The sequence below is a fragment of the Salinispora tropica CNB-440 genome, assembly GCF_000016425.1.
GTDB lineage: Bacteria > Actinomycetota > Actinomycetes > Mycobacteriales > Micromonosporaceae > Micromonospora > Micromonospora tropica.
In genome coordinates, this window is the sequence record NC_009380.1 from 2,200,274 (window position 1) to 2,216,665 (window position 16,392).

General features: G+C 67.3%; 17 protein-coding genes, 1 tRNA gene and 2 pseudogenes. 16 read left to right on the forward strand and 4 right to left on the reverse strand.

The features are described from left to right. Positions 1-9 precede the first annotated feature (9 nt). The 7 genes from STROP_RS09720 (at position 10) to STROP_RS09750 (ending at position 6,083) form a co-directional block, all read left to right on the forward strand. Positions 10-933, forward strand: a complete 924-nt coding sequence (locus STROP_RS09720) for a ParA family protein (RefSeq protein WP_011905817.1) — start codon at positions 10-12, stop codon at positions 931-933. A gap of 20 nt (positions 934-953) precedes the next feature. Next, positions 954-2,033 carry a segregation and condensation protein A gene (locus STROP_RS09725; RefSeq protein ID WP_011905818.1) on the forward strand — a complete coding sequence of 360 codons (1,080 nt, stop codon included), beginning with the start codon at positions 954-956 and terminating at the stop codon, positions 2,031-2,033. Beyond that, positions 2,026-2,874, forward strand: coding sequence for an SMC-Scp complex subunit ScpB (scpB, locus tag STROP_RS09730; RefSeq protein WP_011905819.1), 849 nt, complete (start codon positions 2,026-2,028; stop codon positions 2,872-2,874). Before STROP_RS09725 ends, scpB begins: the two co-directional genes overlap by 8 nt. After that, positions 2,861-3,631 carry a pseudouridine synthase gene (locus STROP_RS09735; RefSeq protein WP_026275469.1) on the forward strand — a complete coding sequence of 257 codons (771 nt, stop codon included), beginning with the start codon at positions 2,861-2,863 and terminating at the stop codon, positions 3,629-3,631. The genes scpB and STROP_RS09735 overlap by 14 nt, the downstream gene beginning before the upstream one ends. A gap of 171 nt (positions 3,632-3,802) precedes the next feature. Continuing rightward, complete coding sequence (cmk, locus tag STROP_RS09740) at positions 3,803-4,486, forward strand: (d)CMP kinase (protein ID WP_011905821.1); 684 nt, start codon at positions 3,803-3,805, stop codon at positions 4,484-4,486. Continuing rightward, on the forward strand, positions 4,483-5,886 hold the full coding sequence (gene der / locus STROP_RS09745) for a ribosome biogenesis GTPase Der (protein WP_011905822.1): 1,404 nt from the start codon (positions 4,483-4,485) through the stop codon (positions 5,884-5,886). Before cmk ends, der begins: the two co-directional genes overlap by 4 nt. A gap of 123 nt (positions 5,887-6,009) precedes the next feature. Beyond that, positions 6,010-6,083, forward strand: a tRNA-Pro gene (locus tag STROP_RS09750). A 69-nt stretch (positions 6,084-6,152) separates the two neighbouring features. Here STROP_RS09750 and STROP_RS09755 read toward each other — a convergent pair. Together STROP_RS09755 and STROP_RS09760 are read right to left on the reverse strand one after the other, a co-directional pair. Beyond that, positions 6,153-6,890: pseudogene (locus STROP_RS09755) on the reverse strand (site-specific integrase); the annotation flags it as partial. Between the two features lie 34 nt (positions 6,891-6,924). Next, positions 6,925-8,093 (reverse strand): IS3 family transposase gene (locus tag STROP_RS09760; RefSeq protein ID WP_085981790.1). Its coding sequence is split into 2 segments (ribosomal slippage): positions 6,925-7,806 and positions 7,809-8,093, totalling 1,167 coding nucleotides; the frame shifts between segments, so codons are not numbered across the junction. Positions 8,094-8,216: 123 nt separating this feature from the next. Here STROP_RS09760 and STROP_RS09770 point away from each other — a divergent pair. Further along, entirely contained in the window at positions 8,217-8,708 is a 492-nt protein-coding gene (locus STROP_RS09770) for a hypothetical protein (protein ID WP_028564725.1), read from the forward strand. 211 nt (positions 8,709-8,919) lie between these two features. Beyond that, complete coding sequence (locus STROP_RS09775) at positions 8,920-9,300, forward strand: hypothetical protein (protein WP_011905827.1); 381 nt, start codon at positions 8,920-8,922, stop codon at positions 9,298-9,300. A gap of 238 nt (positions 9,301-9,538) precedes the next feature. Here the strand turns inward: STROP_RS09775 and STROP_RS09780 are convergent, their stop codons facing one another. Then, positions 9,539-10,123, reverse strand: coding sequence for a tyrosine-type recombinase/integrase (locus tag STROP_RS09780; RefSeq protein WP_011905828.1), 585 nt, complete (start codon positions 10,121-10,123; stop codon positions 9,539-9,541). Positions 10,124-10,248: 125 nt separating this feature from the next. On the opposite strand from STROP_RS09780, the gene STROP_RS09785 reads away from it, so the two are divergent. The 7 genes from STROP_RS09785 (at position 10,249) to STROP_RS09810 (ending at position 15,802) form a co-directional block, all read left to right on the forward strand. Beyond that, on the forward strand, positions 10,249-10,791 hold the full coding sequence (locus STROP_RS09785) for an IS701 family transposase (RefSeq protein WP_413540565.1): 543 nt from the start codon (positions 10,249-10,251) through the stop codon (positions 10,789-10,791). Then, complete coding sequence (locus STROP_RS25630; protein WP_011905830.1) at positions 10,792-11,736, forward strand: IS66 family transposase; 945 nt, start codon at positions 10,792-10,794, stop codon at positions 11,734-11,736. Positions 11,737-11,945: 209 nt separating this feature from the next. Further along, positions 11,946-13,604: an AAA family ATPase gene (locus STROP_RS09790; RefSeq protein ID WP_011905831.1), complete on the forward strand. Its 1,659-nt coding sequence runs from the start codon at positions 11,946-11,948 to the stop codon at positions 13,602-13,604. A 31-nt stretch (positions 13,605-13,635) separates the two neighbouring features. Further along, positions 13,636-14,091 carry a hypothetical protein gene (locus STROP_RS09795; protein WP_011905832.1) on the forward strand — a complete coding sequence of 152 codons (456 nt, stop codon included), beginning with the start codon at positions 13,636-13,638 and terminating at the stop codon, positions 14,089-14,091. Continuing rightward, positions 14,088-14,306, forward strand: coding sequence for a DUF2997 domain-containing protein (locus STROP_RS09800; protein ID WP_011905833.1), 219 nt, complete (start codon positions 14,088-14,090; stop codon positions 14,304-14,306). Before STROP_RS09795 ends, STROP_RS09800 begins: the two co-directional genes overlap by 4 nt. Positions 14,307-14,403: 97 nt before the next feature. Next, on the forward strand, positions 14,404-15,147 hold the full coding sequence (locus STROP_RS09805; protein ID WP_028564726.1) for a ComEA family DNA-binding protein: 744 nt from the start codon (positions 14,404-14,406) through the stop codon (positions 15,145-15,147). After that, on the forward strand, positions 15,140-15,802 hold the full coding sequence (locus tag STROP_RS09810; RefSeq protein WP_011905835.1) for a 4Fe-4S single cluster domain-containing protein: 663 nt from the start codon (positions 15,140-15,142) through the stop codon (positions 15,800-15,802). The genes STROP_RS09805 and STROP_RS09810 overlap by 8 nt, the downstream gene beginning before the upstream one ends. 201 nt (positions 15,803-16,003) lie before the next feature. On the opposite strand, the pseudogene STROP_RS09815 reads toward STROP_RS09810, so the two are convergent. Next, positions 16,004-16,381, reverse strand: a pseudogene (locus STROP_RS09815) (transposase); the annotation flags it as partial. Positions 16,382-16,392: the final 11 nt, after the last annotated feature.

A 16,392-nucleotide genomic window follows, 5' to 3' on the forward strand; every position in this document is an offset into this window, starting at 1 on the left:
AACGAAGACATGGTTGGCAACGGTGGCCGTGCCGAGACCTGGACGTCGGAGCTCCGCGAGCAGCAGTCCACACTCGGCACTGACCTGGGCCCGGCAGATCCGGCCGCCTACACGACGCGGAAGCCGATCCCCGAACCGATGCCGACCGATCGGCATGGCCCCGCCCGTATCATCGCGATGGCGAACCAGAAGGGCGGCGTCGGCAAGACCACCACGACCATCAACCTGGGCGCCGCCCTGGCCGAGTACGGCCGCCGTGTGCTGTTGGTCGACTTCGACCCGCAAGGTGCCCTCTCGGTCGGTCTGGGGGTAAACCCGCACAACCTCGACCTGTCGGTCTACAACCTCCTCATGCAGGACGACGTCACCTGCGACGATGTGCTGATCAAGACCGATGTGGCCGGACTGCACCTCCTTCCGGCCAACATCGACCTCTCCGCCGCCGAGATCCAACTGGTCAACGAGGTCGCCCGGGAGATGGCGCTGGCGCGGGTACTGAAGAGTATCCGCAAGGACTACGACTTCATCCTGATTGACTGCCAGCCCTCCCTGGGCCTACTGGCGATCAATGCGCTGACCGTTTCCCACGGCGTGCTCATCCCGTTGGAGTGCGAGTTCTTCAGCCTCCGCGGCGTGGCCCTGCTGCTGGACACAATCGACAAGGTTCGCGAGCGACTCAACTTCGACCTGGAGCTCGAAGGCATCCTCGCCACCATGTACGACAGCCGCACCACCCACTGCCGCCAGGTGCTGCAGCGGGTGGTGGAGGCATTCGGCGACAAGGTCTACCAGACCGTGATTACCAAAACCGTGAAGTTCCCCGAGTCCACCGTGGCCGGGGCACCGATCACCACCCTTGACCCGGCCTCCTCCGGCGCGCGTAACTACCGGCAACTCGCCCGCGAGGTGATCGCCGCCCACGCGGAGCGGTAGACCGGGAGTAGGGCGCCCAGGTGGTGGACTACGGTTTGCCGGTGACCGTACTGCCCCTCGACCAGCCCACGCCCCCCGGGGCCAGCAACACCGCCGTCGACGTCGCGACACCCGGCGGCGAGGTCGCCGTCGACGTCCCGGAGTCCGGCGGTGGGGAGCAGACCAGCGGCTTCACCGTCCGGCTGGCTAACTTCACCGGCCCGTTCGACCTGCTGCTGCAACTGATCAGCAAGCACAAGCTGGACGTCACTGAGGTGGCGTTGCACCAGGTCACCGACGAGTTCATCGCCTACCTGCGGGCAATGGGCGAGCACTGGGATCTGGACGAGACCAGCGAGTTCCTGCTCGTCGCCGCTACTCTGCTCGACCTCAAGGCGGCCCGGTTGCTGCCCGCCGCCGAGGTCGAGGACGAGGCGGACCTGGCCCTGCTGGAAGCCCGGGACCTGCTCTTCGCGCGGCTGCTGCAGTACAAGGCGTACAAGGAGGCGGCGGCGCACATCGCGGTGCTCGAGGAGACCGGCGGGCGGCGGTACCCACGGGCGGTCACGCTGGAGCCACGATACGCGCAGGCCCTGCCTGACCTGGTGTTCGGCATCGGCCCGCAGCGGCTACGGGACCTGGCTGTCCGGGTGTTCACCCCGACACCGCCGCCGGAGGTGTCCATCGCGCACGTGCACCAGGTCCGGGTCAGCGTCCGGGAGCACGCCGAGATCATCGCCGAGCGGTTACGCCGGGCCGGGACGGCTACGTTCTCCGGGCTCTGCGCGGACTGCGAGGCCCTCCTCGAGGTGGTGGCCCGCTTCCTCGCCCTGCTGGAACTCTACCGGGAAGGACTGGTCGCCTTTGCCCAGGAAGAGGCCCTGGAAGAGCTGACCGTACGCTGGACCGGCCCCGTCGAGGGCGGCAGCGACCTGGACATCGACGAGTACGCGGGGACGCTGCCCACCACCGGATCCGAGGGGGCTGGGCCGACCGACTCCGTTCCGGCCGACTCCGGGCCCGGGGCGGCAACGCCGCCCCCGGCGACCAGGTCGCACCCGGCGGGGGCGGTGCCACCCGGCGGAAGGCCGGCTACGACAGAGGACGAGCGAGATGGGTGACGAGAAACACGGGGACTCCCTGGCCGACCAGGCCGCCGCGTGGATCCCGCCATGGGAACGCCACCGCGAGACACCGGCCGAACCGGTCGAGGCGCAAGCCGCTGCCGTGCCGCGCGGGGGAGAACCCCACCCCGAACCGCCCGGCGCGGCCGAGAGTCACCACCCCGTCGCCGTGCCCGGAGAATCGGCTGGTGCTGGTGTCGAAGCGGGTGCGGGCACGGGAGTAGGCAGGGTATCGGTACCCGACCGGGGACGGCCCCGCCAACGAGTGCCGGCCCCACCCGTGTCGGTGCTCGACGACGCCGAGCTACGCGCCGCCCTGGAAGCAATCCTCCTGGTCGTGGACGAGCCGGTTGCCGAAACGACCCTCGCCGACGTGCTGGAGCAGCCGCTTGACCGGGTCCAGGCGATGCTGCACGCCATCTCCACTGGCTACACCACCCGTGGGCACGGCTTCGAGCTGCGTCGAGCGGCCGGCGGCTGGCGCCTGTACACCCGGCCAGAGTACGCCGGGTACGTGGAGCGGTTCGTCCTCGACGGCCAGACCGTACGGCTGACCCAGGCCGCGCTGGAGACCCTGGCCGTGGTCTCCTACAAACAGCCGGTTACCCGATCCCGGATCTCCGCCATCCGCGGTGTGAACTGCGACGGGGTGGTCCGTACCCTGGTCTCCCGCGGGCTGGTGGAGGAGTGCGGCACCGAACCGGAAACCGGTGCCCACCTCTACCGGACCACCACCCTGTTCCTGGAGAAGCTCGGCTTGGACAGCATCACCGACCTGCCGCCGCTCGCTCCGTTCCTCCCCGACGATGTGGAAGACCTCGCCGATGCCTCGCGATAACCGCGCCCCGAAGCCCGACGCGCCCGTCTACACCGGCCCGGAACGCCTCCAAAAGGTGCTCGCCGCCGCCGGTGTCGGTTCTCGGCGTGCCTGCGAAGACCTGATCTTCCGCCGGCGGGTGACAGTGAACGGCCGGGTCGCCCAGCTCGGCGACCGGGCGGATCCGACCTCCGACACCATCTACGTCAACGGTGAGCGCCTTCAGGCCGACACCCGTCTGGTCTACCTCGCCATGAACAAGCCCCGCGGCGTCGTCTCCACGATGGCGGACGAGAAGGGGCGGACCGCCATCGGCGACTTCCTCGGCAACCGCGTGGAACAGCGGGTCTACCACGTCGGACGGCTCGACGCGGACAGCGAGGGCCTGCTGCTGCTCACCAACGACGGAACGCTCGCGCATCGGCTTATGCACCCCTCCTACGGGGTGCCCAAGACCTACCTGTGCGAGGTGTCCGGCCCGATTCCTCGTTCGTTGGGCCGGCGCCTCGCCGCCGGCGTCGAACTGACCGACGGTCCCGCGACCGTGGACGCGTTCCGCGTGGTGGACACGTTGGGCAAAACCGCCCAGGTAGAGGTCACCCTGCACGAAGGGCGCAAGCACATCGTTCGGCGCCTGTTCGATGCGGTCGGCCACCCGGTGTCACGGCTGGTGCGTACCTCGATCGGGCCGATCCGGCTCGGCGACCTCCGCGCCGGGCGCACCCGTCGACTCACCAACGCGGAGGTCGCCGCGCTGTTCAAGGCGGTCGGCGACTGACGTCGGCGGTGGCGGGTACCGCAGCCGGTAAGCTCCGTGCGACCCGCTGCGCGGGAGCGGTCGCTCCCCACGGTGCGGCACGAGAGGTCCACACCGTGCCAGGCATCATTATCAGCGGGCGGATACCGCTCGCGGGCGTGGACCGCGAGGTACGGACTGAGGAGGATTGCGGTGGAGGAAAACGTACGGACCGGGGGCTGCGTGGTCGCTGTGGACGGGCCGTCCGGTTCGGGTAAGTCCACCGTCTCCCGGCGACTCGCGATCGCCCTGGGCGCGCGCTACCTCGACACCGGCGCGATGTACCGGGCGGTCACCTGGGCGGTGCTGCGCTCCGGAGTTGATCTGGCCGACCCGTCGGCCGTGGCCAAGGTCGCCGGAGAAACCGAGCTCGGCATCGGCACCGATCCCGAGGGATACGGCGTGACCGCCGACGGCGTACCCGTCGAGGTGGAGATCCGCGGATCCGAGGTGACCGGGGCGGTCTCGGCCGTGGCCGCCGTACCGGCGGTCCGTTCGTTGCTCGTCACCCGGCAGCGGGACCTGGCCGCTGCCGCCGGCCGGATCGTGATCGAGGGGCGCGACATCGGTGCGGTAGTGGCACCCAACGCCGACCTGAAGGTCTTCCTGACCGCGTCCGCGGCGGCCCGGGCAGCCCGTCGCAGCGCCGAGAACGCCACCGACGTGGGGCACACCGCCACCGACCTGGCCCGTCGGGACCGGCTGGACTCAACTCGCAAGGCCGACCCGATGGTGCCGGCCCTGGACGCCGTGGTGCTGGACACCACTGAACTCGGCATCGACGAGGTCGTCGTGCGACTGCGGGAGATGCTGGCCGAGCGGGGTGTGGGTCGATGAACGAGCCGAACAGTTGGGTGGAGTGGGTCGACCCCGAACTCGATGTCGACGAGGCCGCGGTTCCGCAGCCGGTGGTGGCCGTGGTTGGCCGTCCCAACGTGGGAAAGTCGACGCTGGTGAACCGACTGATCGGGCGTCGGCAGGCGGTCGTTGAGGACGTACCCGGGGTGACCCGGGACCGGGTTCCATACGACGCGCAGTGGAACGGCCGACAGTTCGCTGTCGTCGACACCGGCGGCTGGGAGCCGGATGCGAAGGACCGTGCCGCCGCCATCGCCGCCCAGGCGGAGTCGGCCATCACCACCGCGGACGTGGTGCTGTTCGTGGTCGACGCGGTGGTGGGCGCCACCGACGTGGACGAGGCGGCAGTGAAGATGCTGCGACGTAGCGCCAAGCCAGTGATCCTGGTGGCCAACAAGGCCGACAACAGCTCCATCGAGATGGAGGCATCCGCGCTCTGGTCGCTCGGCCTGGGGGAGCCGTATCCGGTTTCGGCGCTGCACGGCCGTGGCTCCGGCGAACTGCTCGACCTCATCTTGGACCGGCTACCGGAGGCACCCAAGATCGTCGAGGACCGTCCGCGTGGCCCCCGTCGGGTCGCCCTCGTCGGCCGACCCAACGTTGGAAAGTCCAGCCTCCTCAACCGCTTCTCCGGTGAGATTCGGGCAGTCGTTGACGCGGTCGCCGGCACCACCGTCGACCCGGTGGACAGCCTCGTCGAGATCGGCGGCGAGGCCTGGCAGCTTGTTGACACCGCCGGCCTGCGTAAACGGGTAGGCCAGGCCAGCGGCACCGAGTACTACGCGAGCCTGCGTACCACCTCGGCGATCGAGGCAGCCGAGGTTGCGGTGGTCCTGCTCGACGCCAGCGAGGTCATCAGTGAACAGGACCAGCGAATCCTGTCGATGGTCACCGATGCCGGCCGGGCCCTGGTGATTGCCTTCAACAAGTGGGACCTGGTGGACGCCGACCGTCGATACTACCTGGACCGGGAGATCGAACGGGAGCTGCGCCGTATTCCCTGGGCGATCCGGCTGAACCTCTCCGCCCGGACCGGACGCGCGGTGGACAAGCTCGCCCCGGCGCTCCGCCGTGCGCTGGCAAGCTGGGAGACGCGAGTGCCGACAGCGCAGCTCAACGCGTGGCTCACCGCGTTGGTGCAGGCGACCCCGCACCCGGTCCGTGGGGGACGGGCACCGAAGATTCTCTTCGCCACCCAGGCGGGAGCGGCGCCGCCGCGGTTCGTACTGTTCACCACCGGCCCGCTGGACGCGGGCTACCAGCGATTCGTGGAGCGCAAACTCCGGGAGGAGTTCGGCTTCGAGGGCAGTCCGATCGAGATTTCGGTCCGCGCCCGGAAGAAGCTCGGTCCCGGCGGTCGCGGCAAGGCGCACGGCTAACCTCACCTCACCCCTCCGTGCCTGGCTAGGAGGGTGGGCGTCGCCACCGAGGGGTGGATACGGGGAACAGAAAGATCGTGCGGTAGGCTGTACCGGCTGTCGCGGGCAAGCCTGCGGGAGCATCGGGACGTGGCGCAGCTTGGTAGCGCACTTGACTGGGGGTCAAGGGGTCGTCGGTTCGAATCCGGCCGTCCCGACGCAGTTCAAAGGGCACATCCGATTGATGGATGTGCCCTTTGATTATGGCTGGGTGACTAGCTGAGTGACTATGCCTCAGCGCCGAAGAGCTGGTCCATGGTGATCGCGCCGCTCAAGAGCACCGGTCGAAGCTGGTGCCGGTATACGCCCTCGGTGACGGTCGTACCAGAGTGCCCACAGAGGTCGGCGATCTGTTCGATGCTCATGCCGCTGTCGGACAGCAGGGACACGAAGCTGTGTCGTAGCTCGCGTGGGGTCCAGTCGCGCGGATCAAGGTCCGCTTTGGCGACGACCGGGCGGAAGGCCCGAAGAACATTGTGCCGGTCGAGGGCTGTGCCGGCGGTGGAGGCGAAGACGAGGCAGTCATCATCAGGTCGGCCCTGGTGTTCATGGTGGGCGGTGAGGGCGCTCACGCACCGGGCTGGCAAAGCCAGTGTGCGGCGGGACTTCTTGGTCTTGGTGTCTCCGTCGACGCGGACCGAACGCCAGACCTGGATGGCTGGTGGCGTTGGTGGGTTGCGGTCCGGGTCGCCCGCCAGGTCAACGCGTGCCCAGGTAAGGGCACGGAGTTCTTCGGTACGTGCGCCCGTCAGAAGAGAAAGCACGATGTAGGCATGCAGCGAGCTGCCTTCGGCGGCAACCAGGAGCGCCAGGGCCTGGTCGAAGGTGAGCGACTTTGATGGTCGTCCGCTGCGGCCAGTCGGAACGGCGCAGAGAGCTACCACGTTACGTTTGACCTTGTCTCGCGCCATTGCACGGTTGACCGCGCGATTCAGCAAGGAATGGAGCAGCCGTAGGGTGCGGGTGCGGGTCTGCTGCACCGATAGGTGACAGTTTCAGTCACGCGGCCTGACTGGCCGGTGGGGTCATGATGGTCTCGTACTCGATAGGGGTCAACCGGGACAGAGAGTGTTGTCGTCGGCGGCGGTGGTAGGTCCGCTCGATCCAGGTCACGATCGCGGTCCTGAGCTGCTGGCGGGTGGTCCAGGTCCGCCGGTCGAGGACGTTGTTCTGCAGCAACCCGAAGAACGATTCCATGGCGGCGTTGTCGCCGGCGGCGCCGACTCTGCCCATCGATCCGGTCATGTGATGCTGGTGCAGGGCGTGGACGAATTTTCGGCTGCGAAACTGCGACCCACGGTCGGTGTGCAGCACGCAGCCGGCCAGCCGGCCGCGTCGGGCTACAGCGTTGTGCAACGCGTTGACGGCCAGCCGGGACTTCATCCGTGAGTCGATGGAGTAGCCGACGATCCGCCTCGACCACACGTCCTTGATCGCGCACAGGTAGAGCTTGCCCTCGCCGGTGCGGTGTTCGGTGATGTCGGCCAGCCACAACCGGTTCGGGCCGTCGGCGGTGAAGTCCCGTTGCACGAGGTCGTCGTGAACCGGTGAACCGACCTTGCCACCCTTGCCGCGCTTCTTGCGCTTACCGAAGGCGCTCCACCAGCCATTGTCCGAGCAGATCTTCCACCCGGTGCGCTCCGCCATCGCCTGGCCGGCGGCGCGGGCCTCATCGACCAGGAACCGGTACCCGAACTCCGGGTCATCGCGGTGGGCATCGACCAAGGCGTTCGCGCGATGAGCGGCGACGAGTTCGGCGTCACCGACGGGCCGGCCGAGCCACCGGTAGTAGGGCTGACGAGCGATGTTCAATACCCGGCACGTCACCGCGACGGGGATCCCGTCGGCGGCCAGCTCGCTCACGAGCGGGTAGAGCCTTTTCCCGGCAGATGCGCCTGCGACAAGTAAGCAGCGGCCCGACGCAGGACCTCGTTCTCCTGCTCCAACAACCGGATCCGCTTGCGGGCCTCGCGCAGCTCGGCTGACTCGCCACTGGGCGTACCGGGCTTCGCACCAGCGTCGATGTCGGCCTGACGCAGCCACTTGAACAACGTCATCGGGTGAACCCCGAAGTCCTTCGCGATCTGCTCGACCGTCACGCCCGGCTCGCGGTCACGGGCCACCTGCACGACGTCATCACGGAACTCTCGGGGGTAAGGCTTGGGCACAGCGACATCCTTCCAGCCCGCCCACAGGGCAAGCCAACTCAGATGTCACCTACTGGTGCAGCAGACCCAACAGGTCTCCGTGCCTGGTGTGCAGGCCAAGCTTGCCCAGTAGCGTGCTGGGGCATGGGTGAGCTCGTTGGAGGCGTCGAGCTGATGCACCGGGTCATCGGTCGTGACCTCGTCGCGGTCACGGAGGCTCGGCACTGGCACGACGGCCGGCGTGATGGTGATGCGGAGAGCTTGTTGCACTTCTGGCTGCACTTTCAGGGAGTGCCGCCGCTCATGGCGCATGGGTCTGGCGAGCTGCTGCTTCTTGAGTTCAGCGAGCCGTACGCGGCGTACGACATGGGAGAGCACGGTGAGACGCGCGTTGGGCCGGCGCAGAAGCCAGACCTGCTGGCGCTGCTGCCGGGTCATCGGCTGCTAGACGCCGCTCTCATCCGGGGCTACGCGACGCGGCCGGCCTTGGGCGGTGTCCTGCTGAGGTTCGACCACTGCGACCTGGTCGTGGCGTCGTTAGGCGATGAGTGGGTGCTGAGGCAGGGAACGATACCGTCCGAGCTAGCCACGTACCTGACCGTTGGTAGCTGGCTGGGAGATCGGGCCATCGGCTAACGGCGCACGTCGTAATGGTCGCCGTGCCCGAGGCGTGCCCGATGCAGCGGTTAACACCGGCCAACAGCGGCACGTGGCACGGCTTCAAGCTCAGCGATCGATCTTGCCCGACCAGCGAAACGGCTGCCCAGCGCATAGACCAAGCCGCCCGCCAGGTCGACGCAAGACACCTTCCAAGCTGACGGTGCAGGCCATCGGGCAAGCTTGAGCGGTGGATGTGGAGACGGTACGTGTCGAGGGCTACCACGAGGTTCTGGCGCTTCATCGGATGCTCATGGAGTGCAAGTCCGACGACCTCGGAAGTGTCTACGCTGGCAGCCCGTTCATCGCCGCCATCCAACACCGTTTGGCCGATGCTCTTGAAGCCGCCAATCCGGGCCAGGGGTGGCATGACTGGCGGAACGCCGACGGTCATCCTCACCGGGTCCAGGCCGTTCGTGCCCACCTAACCGGAGCGGGAAGGTGGTGGCATGACGCCAACGGGGAGCAGCGCGCGGCCTACGTGCGAGACATCCTCGCGCCGTTGCGGCCCTCGCCGGAGTTGCTTGCTGAGCTGACCACGATTTCGTCCGATCGTCGGCTGGGTGACTAATCGAGTGACGACCGGTGCGGACTCCAGTGGACAAGCACGAGCGATGGCGGGCCGCGTCCCCAGGTCAAGGGCCACGAAACAGCAGCTCAGGGGGCCGTGTTGGTTGCCTGGGGGTCAAGGGGTCGTCGGTTCGAATCCGGCCGTCCCGACAGAAGTGAAGCCCTGACCAGCGGATACGCTGGTCAGGGCTTCGACTTTCTTCGATGAGATTGTGAACCGTCCCCCGGAAACCCCCCGATTACTGGGGGCGGCAACCAGGTTTGTCATCCATGTTCATCGTCGTGCGTCGTGGGTGCGGGGGCGTCCGCCCGTGGTCAGCGCCGAGCCGTTCGAGGACGTCGGAGACGTCCGGTGCTTGGAGGGGCTTGGCGATGTAGTACGTGTCGGTGATGTCTTCGCTGGAGTGCCCAAGCTGTGCTGTGGCGCTTTTGGTGTCTGCTTCTTCCTTGATGAGGGTGGCCACGGTCTTGCGGAAGGTGTGGGGGGTGACCCAGGCGAGGTCGGTGTCTGCGCGGGCTTGGCGCCATTGCCGGCGAACGTTGTTGGGTGATAGCCAGGTGCCGCGTCGAGAGGCGAAGATCGCGTTGTGGGGGTTGTCGGCGGCGATGACCTTGCGGGCTAGGAGCATGCCGACGGCGAATCGGGGCAGGGTGATCATTCGGTAGCCGGCGTCGCTTTTGGTCCAGGGCTGTCGGAAGAAGCCTTTGCCTTTGACGAAGACCAGTGTGCCGCAGATTGTCAGTGTGGGACGTTCGGCGGCCAGGTTTAGGTCTTCCCAGCGTAGGGCGAGTATCTCCCCGATGCGGGCCCCGGTGGCGAGCATGAGGTCGACGATGTCGGCTAGTACTCCAGCCGCACTTCCGTTGACCGTGTTTGCGCTGCTAGGACAGCAGATGCGGGTCAGGCGTTAGAGTACACGATCATCCATCGTAGACTGCCGCACTTGTGGTGACGGACGATCTTTCGGGGTGGGCGGCAGGTCTGGATGACCTGATGGCGCGGGTCGCTGGCCGGTTTCGGCGGGTGGAGCCACGCCGGCGGGCCCGGGCCTATGTGTTGGGCCTGTTGTCGCCGCTGGCTGGCAAGAATGGCTGGACGCTGGCCGAGGCGGCCGGGGAGAACACCCCTGACGGTATGCAAAGGCTGCTCAACAGGTCGGCGTGGGACGCTGAGGCGGTCCGCGATGACCTGCGCGACTACGTCGCGGAGCATCTCGGCGACGCCGACGGCGTTCTGATCATCGATGAGACGGGGTTCCTGAAGAAGGGAACCAAGTCCGCCGGCGTCCAACGCCAGTACTCCGGGACCGCCGGGCGGACCGAGAACTGCCAGCTCGGGGTGTTCCTGGCGTATGCGTCCGCGTACGGGCGCACCTTGATCGACCGGGAACTGTATCTGCCGCAGAGTTGGTGCGCCGATGACGGCCGGCGGACCGAAGCCGCGGTACCGGCGAAGGTGCGGTTCGCGACCAAGCCGGCGCTGGGGTTGTAGATGCTGCGCCGCGCACGGGACGCGGGGCTGCTGGCTCGGTGGGTGACCGCCGACGAGGCCTACGGCAAGGACAGCAAGTTCCGGCTGTGGCTGCAGACCCGGCGCATGGGCTACGTCTTGGCCGTGGCCTGCAACCAGAAGATCCCGACCGACGGCGGCAGCGCCCGCGCCAACGAACTGGCCGCCGCGGCCCCTGCCCCGGTGTCCTGTGACGAGACCCCGATCCGGGTCGGTGCCCGCAAGGTCAGGAAGTACCTCCTGGTCGCCTGCACCCACCTTTACACCTGGTATCTGCTCGGTGGCCGCAGCCTCGACATGTTCGAGGTGTTCGTCCTGCCGGACCTGACGGGTGTCATCGTGCACGACCGCTACCAGAACTACGACGCGAAGATCTTCGCCCACCTGGTGCACCAACTGTGCGTGGCGCACCTGATCCGCGACTGCCAGGACGCCGCCGAGACCTACCCCGAGGCACACTGGCCGATCCAGATCCGCCAGGCGCTGCAAGGACTCGTGCACGCCGCGAACCTCGCCCGCGCCCAGAACCTGAAGGCGATTCCCGCCGAGATCGCGGACCCGCTGATCGACGCCTACCGGCACGGCGTCCGCATCGGCCTCAAAGACGTCGCCCGGGTGCCCGGCCGGAAACAGCCGAAACACCGGGCACTGCTGGAAGACCTGCGCGACCGCGAGGCCGACATCCTGCGGTTCACCACCGACCTGCGGATCCCACCCACCTCGAACCAGGCCGAACGCGACCTGCGGCCGGCGAAGACCCAGCAGAAGATCTCTGGACAGCTCACCAGCGAGAAGATCACCGAACACCGGTACGCCATCCGCGGCTACGTCTCCACCGTGACCAAACACGGCGCGGACGTCATGACCGCAATCCGCGACGCCATCCTCGGCCGGCCCTGGACACCACCCGCCTGGACACCCGGCTAACCCACCACGAGCAACGACCACCACCGCCCATCACACACAGCCACCAACGGCTACGTCATGGAGCGGCCCTGAATGCTTACCGCATAGCTCCGGATGGTGTCGAGCGCTTCAGCCTGCGGGTAGATGACCGCGTCGACTTCCCTGGATCCAGCCCTGGCTGTGGCCTGCTACAGTCGGCCGGCCTGGTGGCGGTCGGAGGGGAGACGGCGATGGCGAGGCCTTTTCGCGAGGCACTGTCGCAACTGCTCAAAGCGCGCTTCCCGATCCTCTACGTAGAGTCGTACGAAGAGCATCGGGTGGTCGCGGAGGTGACGGCCGTAGCCCGCGATGTGGCCCTGGTTCGTACTCCCAGGGCCGTCTGGACCTGGTCCGCGACAGAAGGACTGGTTCAGCCGGACGGTACCCCGAGGAAGGGCACGACGGACCCGGAGGATGCGCTCAACGCCGTGCTTCGGATCGACGAGCCCAGCGTGCTCATGTTCAGGGACCTACACGCGGCGCACGGGGGTGGCGACAGGCCTGGGAGCCCGGGTGTGGTTCGGCGGTTGCGGGATGTGGCGGCGGCCTTCAAGTCCGGCCCGGTCGCGCGGGCCTTGGTGCTTATCTCTCCCATGCTGCGGATTCCGGTGGAGCTGGAAAAGGACGTCACGATCGTTGACTTTCCACTGCCCACTGAGCACGAGATCCGCATGGTGCTTGAAGGGATGATCGCGGCCAACTCCGCCAGCGGCCGGATCCGCATCGGCCTGGATGAGGTGGGGAGGGAGCGGTTGGCGAAGGCAGCTCTCGGCCTCACGCTGCAGGAGGCGGAGAACGCCTTCGCTCGTGCGATGGTCAACGACGGTGTGCTTGACCTTGACGACATCGCGGTGGTGCACGAGGAGCAGCGGCAGACGGTACGCAAGTCGGGACTGCTCGAGTTCGTCGATGTCGATGTCGACCTGGCCGACGTCGGTGGTCTGGAAAATCTGAAGCGGTGGCTGGCCAAAAGGGATAGTTCCTGGTTGGCAGAGGCGGCGGAGTACGGGCTTCCCGCGCCGCGCGGTGTGCTGATCACTGGCGTGCCCGGCTGCGGCAAGTCGCTCACCGCAAAGGCCGTCGCCGCTAGCTGGGGCTTGCCGCTGCTGCGCTTCGACATCGGTCGGGTCTTCTCCGGACTGGTCGGATCCAGCGAGCAGAACGTGCGCAACGCTATCCGCACCGCCGAGGCCACCTCACCGTGCGTTCTCTGGGTCGACGAGATCGAGAAGGGCTTCGCCAGCGGCGGCGCCGCTGGTGACTCGGGAACGTCATCTCGCGTGTTCGGCACCTTCCTCACCTGGCTGCAGGAGAAAACGGAGCCCGTCTTCGTCATCGCGACCGCGAACAACATTGAAAGCCTCCCGCCTGAGATGCTGCGAAAGGGGCGCTTCGATGAGATCTTCTTCGTCGATCTCCCGACCATCGCGGAGCGCGCGTCGATCTGGGCCATGCACATCGCAAAGCGGATGACGCATCCTGCTGTCGCCAGAGATCTCACCGTCGACGACGCACTGCTGAAGGAGCTCTCGGGGCTGAGTGAGGGCTATTCGGGAGCCGAGCTCGAGCAGGCGGTCATCGCCGGCCTTTTCGACGCCTTCTCGGAAAGACGCCCGTTACGCAAGGACGATCTAATCCACGGCGTGGTCAACATGGTGCCGCTCAGCGTGACCCAGGCGGAGCGGATCAGCGCCATCCGCGCCTGGGCGAATATGCGTGCTGTGGCGGCCACGGCCGCGGAAGACTGGGACCCTCCTGGCCGCTCCGGGACCACCATTGCGTCCACGGCTCCTACCCAACCCGGCGATGCACCACCCCCTCACATTGGTGGAAGATCGGTCGAGTTTTGATGTCGACGACAGGACCGAGGGGAGTGCCACGTTGAGCGTCTCACTGATACTGGTGCCGCTGGCCGTGGCCACGGTCGCCGCCGTGCGCGGCGCCACCGCCAGCCGCGACGAGCGTGGCCGCGTCATCTGCCAGGTGCAGACGCGGATGCGGGATGAGACGTTGCTCTCGGCGGCGCTGCGCGAAACCAACGCCGTGGTCACCGCCGACCATCAGGAGATCGTGGCGTCCTGGAACCGCGTACAGGCGACTTTCCAGCGCGGGCCGGACGCGGTGTGGTCTGCGCACTTCACGGGTGACGTCGACGAGCAAGGAGCCGTCGACATCGTTCGGGCCATCGACGCCGAGTACGGGCGGCAGGTGCAGCGTACGGTGCTCGAGCGGCTGCGGGAACGCGCACCGGCCGCCGGACTTCGGCTCGAGTCGGAGACCGTCGTCGAGGATGCGAGCGTACGGATGGTGTTCGCTGTCGAGGGACGGCCGTCTTGACGGAGAAGCCACAAATCCTGCTGACCGTGACGAGCGCGGGCATCGTGAGCGCCGAGACCAAGGGCCTGGCGGGAAGCGGCTGCCTCGACTACATCACGATCCTGGAAGATTTACTCGACGCACACACCATTGAAAGTGCCTACACCGCCGACTACACCAGAACGAACGTGAACACGCAGAACCTCCAGGAAGAGCGCAATGTCGAACGTGCCTAACGGACCGTGGACACCTCCACTGCCTCCCGCCAACCCGGGCGCGAGCCTGCAATGGCGGATCCAGCACAGCTGGTGGCTCCTGCTCCCAATTTGCTGCATGGGCTGCCTCGGCGGAGCAGGCTTCCTCTACGTCGGGCTTCGCGCCCGACGGCCGGACTGGTGGATCCCCGGCATCGCCTATACCGTCATCGGTGCAGGCGCCTTCTCCTTCGCCGACGACCCAGGCGAGACGACCACCGTGGGCAGCTGGGCTGGCGGCACGATCTTGGCCATCTGGGCGGGGAGCGTCTTGCACGCCTGCCTCATCAACTCGGCGTGGCTGCGCTGGCGGGCAACCCACACTCCCTGGTACGCGCAGCCAACCGCACCACCGCCGACCTGGAACGGCAGCCCCAACCCCCCGATGCCCCCCGGGCCATCGCGCTACACGCCGACATCCCCGCCACCGTCGGTTGCCAACATCATGCCGAACCCGGCCAACTCCTACGGGGCTGGGCCAGCAGCAGAACCAGCGCCTCCGCAGCAGTCGTACGGCACGCCGCCGCAGCCCTCCACGGTCTCGCCAGCCACGGCCGGAGACCCGGCGGCCATCGATGTCAACACGGCCACCTTCGAGCAGCTCGCTGCGCTCCCGCACCTCCACACAGACCGCGTGCACCAGGTGATCGCCGAGCGGCAGGCACGCCGCGGGTTCGGCAGCGTAGAGGAGATCGCCGCAGTGGCGAATCTTGCACCGCACGAGTTCGCCCATCTCCGGAACCTGCTGACCTGCACACCTCCGCAGTGGCGGCAGCCTGGCCAAGCGCCGCCACCACCCCACGGCCGTGTGCTCGATGTCTGATGACGAACTCGCTCCTCGACCTACCATCAACTCGGCGGTGGTGTCAGTAGCGAGGTTCCTTGGTTCAACTCACGCGGAGGGACCGGGCGAGCGCACCGCGGTCTGGGTGCAGGGCTGCGCCATCCGGTGCCCCGGCTGCTTCAACCCGCACATGTGGAGCTTCCGAGGCGGGGAACAGGTAGCAACAGACGACCTGGTGACCCGCATCCTCGACTCGGGCACCGCCGGGCTGACGCTGCTCGGCGGGGAACCCTTCGATCAAGCCGCCGCATTGTCCAAGGTCACTCGCGCGGTACGGAGCGCTGGCCGATCGGTCATGACCTTCACCGGATACACCGAGGCGCAGCTGCGGCAGGCCATCGAGGCGGGCCGCGCCGATGTTGCCGCGCTGCTCGGCGAGACGGACCTGCTCGTTGCTGGACCTTTCCTCAACGACCGGATCGACCCCGTTCGGCCCTGGGTCGGCTCGACGAACCAGGAGTTCGTCGTGCTGAGCGACCGCTTCCCGCATCTACTCGATCATCTGCGACGCACACCCGACCGCGTCGAGATAGACGTCGACACCTCCGGCCAGATCGCGATCAACGGGTGGGCGGAGCTGGAGTTGCTGGACGAGCTGCTCGCGCCAGTGGCCCGCCCCCTACGCAACCGGTGACTCCCGGCAGTGTCTCCTGCGAATTGCATCGCAGCGTGGGTTGACGAGACGATCAGCATCCCGTCGGAGGAGCCCGCCTGACGGATCCCGGAGCTGCTTGAAGAGGCCGACGACCCGGAGGCCGCCGGGCTGGCAGCCAGCACCATGATCGGGGTGCTGATGATGTGGCTGACCGGGGCGAAAGAGGAGGCGAACGGCGACCTAGTGTGCTGAGTCGTTAATTCGTTGACAGTATGCGGCGATCGTTTCGAGGATGTCGTCCGCCGTCTTGGTCCACACGAACGGTTTGGGGTCGGCGTTCCACGCCTCGATCCAGGCGGTGACGTCGGCTTCCAGTGCGGCGACATTGCGGTGGGTCGATCGGCGGAGTTTGCGGTTGGTCAGCTCGGCGAACCAGCGCTCGACGAGATTGAGCCATGACGAGTAGGTCGGGGTGAAGTGCAGGTGGAACCGGGGGTGCTTGAGTAGCCACTGCTGGATGGCTGGCGTCTTGTGGGTGGCGTAGTTGTCCAGCACGAGATGCAGTTCCAGGTCGGGCGGGGTTGCCCGGTCGATGGTGCGCAGGAAGCGTAGGAACTCCTCCCGTACGC

Excerpts from the sequence above, each read along its gene's own strand:
- STROP_RS09720 (WP_011905817.1), top strand. The coding sequence starts at position 10 with ATGGTTGGCAACGGTGGCCGTGCCGAGACCTGGACGTCGGAGCTCCGC.
- scpB (WP_011905819.1), top strand. The coding sequence starts at position 2,026 with ATGGGTGACGAGAAACACGGGGACTCCCTGGCCGACCAGGCCGCCGCG.
- STROP_RS09735 (WP_026275469.1), top strand. The coding sequence starts at position 2,861 with ATGCCTCGCGATAACCGCGCCCCGAAGCCCGACGCGCCCGTCTACACC.
- der (WP_011905822.1), top strand. The coding sequence starts at position 4,483 with ATGAACGAGCCGAACAGTTGGGTGGAGTGGGTCGACCCCGAACTCGAT.
- STROP_RS09770 (WP_028564725.1), top strand. The coding sequence starts at position 8,217 with ATGGGTGAGCTCGTTGGAGGCGTCGAGCTGATGCACCGGGTCATCGGT.
- STROP_RS09780 (WP_011905828.1), bottom strand. The coding sequence starts at position 10,123 with ATGCTCGCCACCGGGGCCCGCATCGGGGAGATACTCGCCCTACGCTGG.
- STROP_RS25630 (WP_011905830.1), top strand. The coding sequence starts at position 10,792 with ATGCTGCGCCGCGCACGGGACGCGGGGCTGCTGGCTCGGTGGGTGACC.
- STROP_RS09790 (WP_011905831.1), top strand. The coding sequence starts at position 11,946 with ATGGCGAGGCCTTTTCGCGAGGCACTGTCGCAACTGCTCAAAGCGCGC.
- STROP_RS09805 (WP_028564726.1), top strand. The coding sequence starts at position 14,404 with ATGGGCTGCCTCGGCGGAGCAGGCTTCCTCTACGTCGGGCTTCGCGCC.
- STROP_RS09810 (WP_011905835.1), top strand. The coding sequence starts at position 15,140 with ATGTCTGATGACGAACTCGCTCCTCGACCTACCATCAACTCGGCGGTG.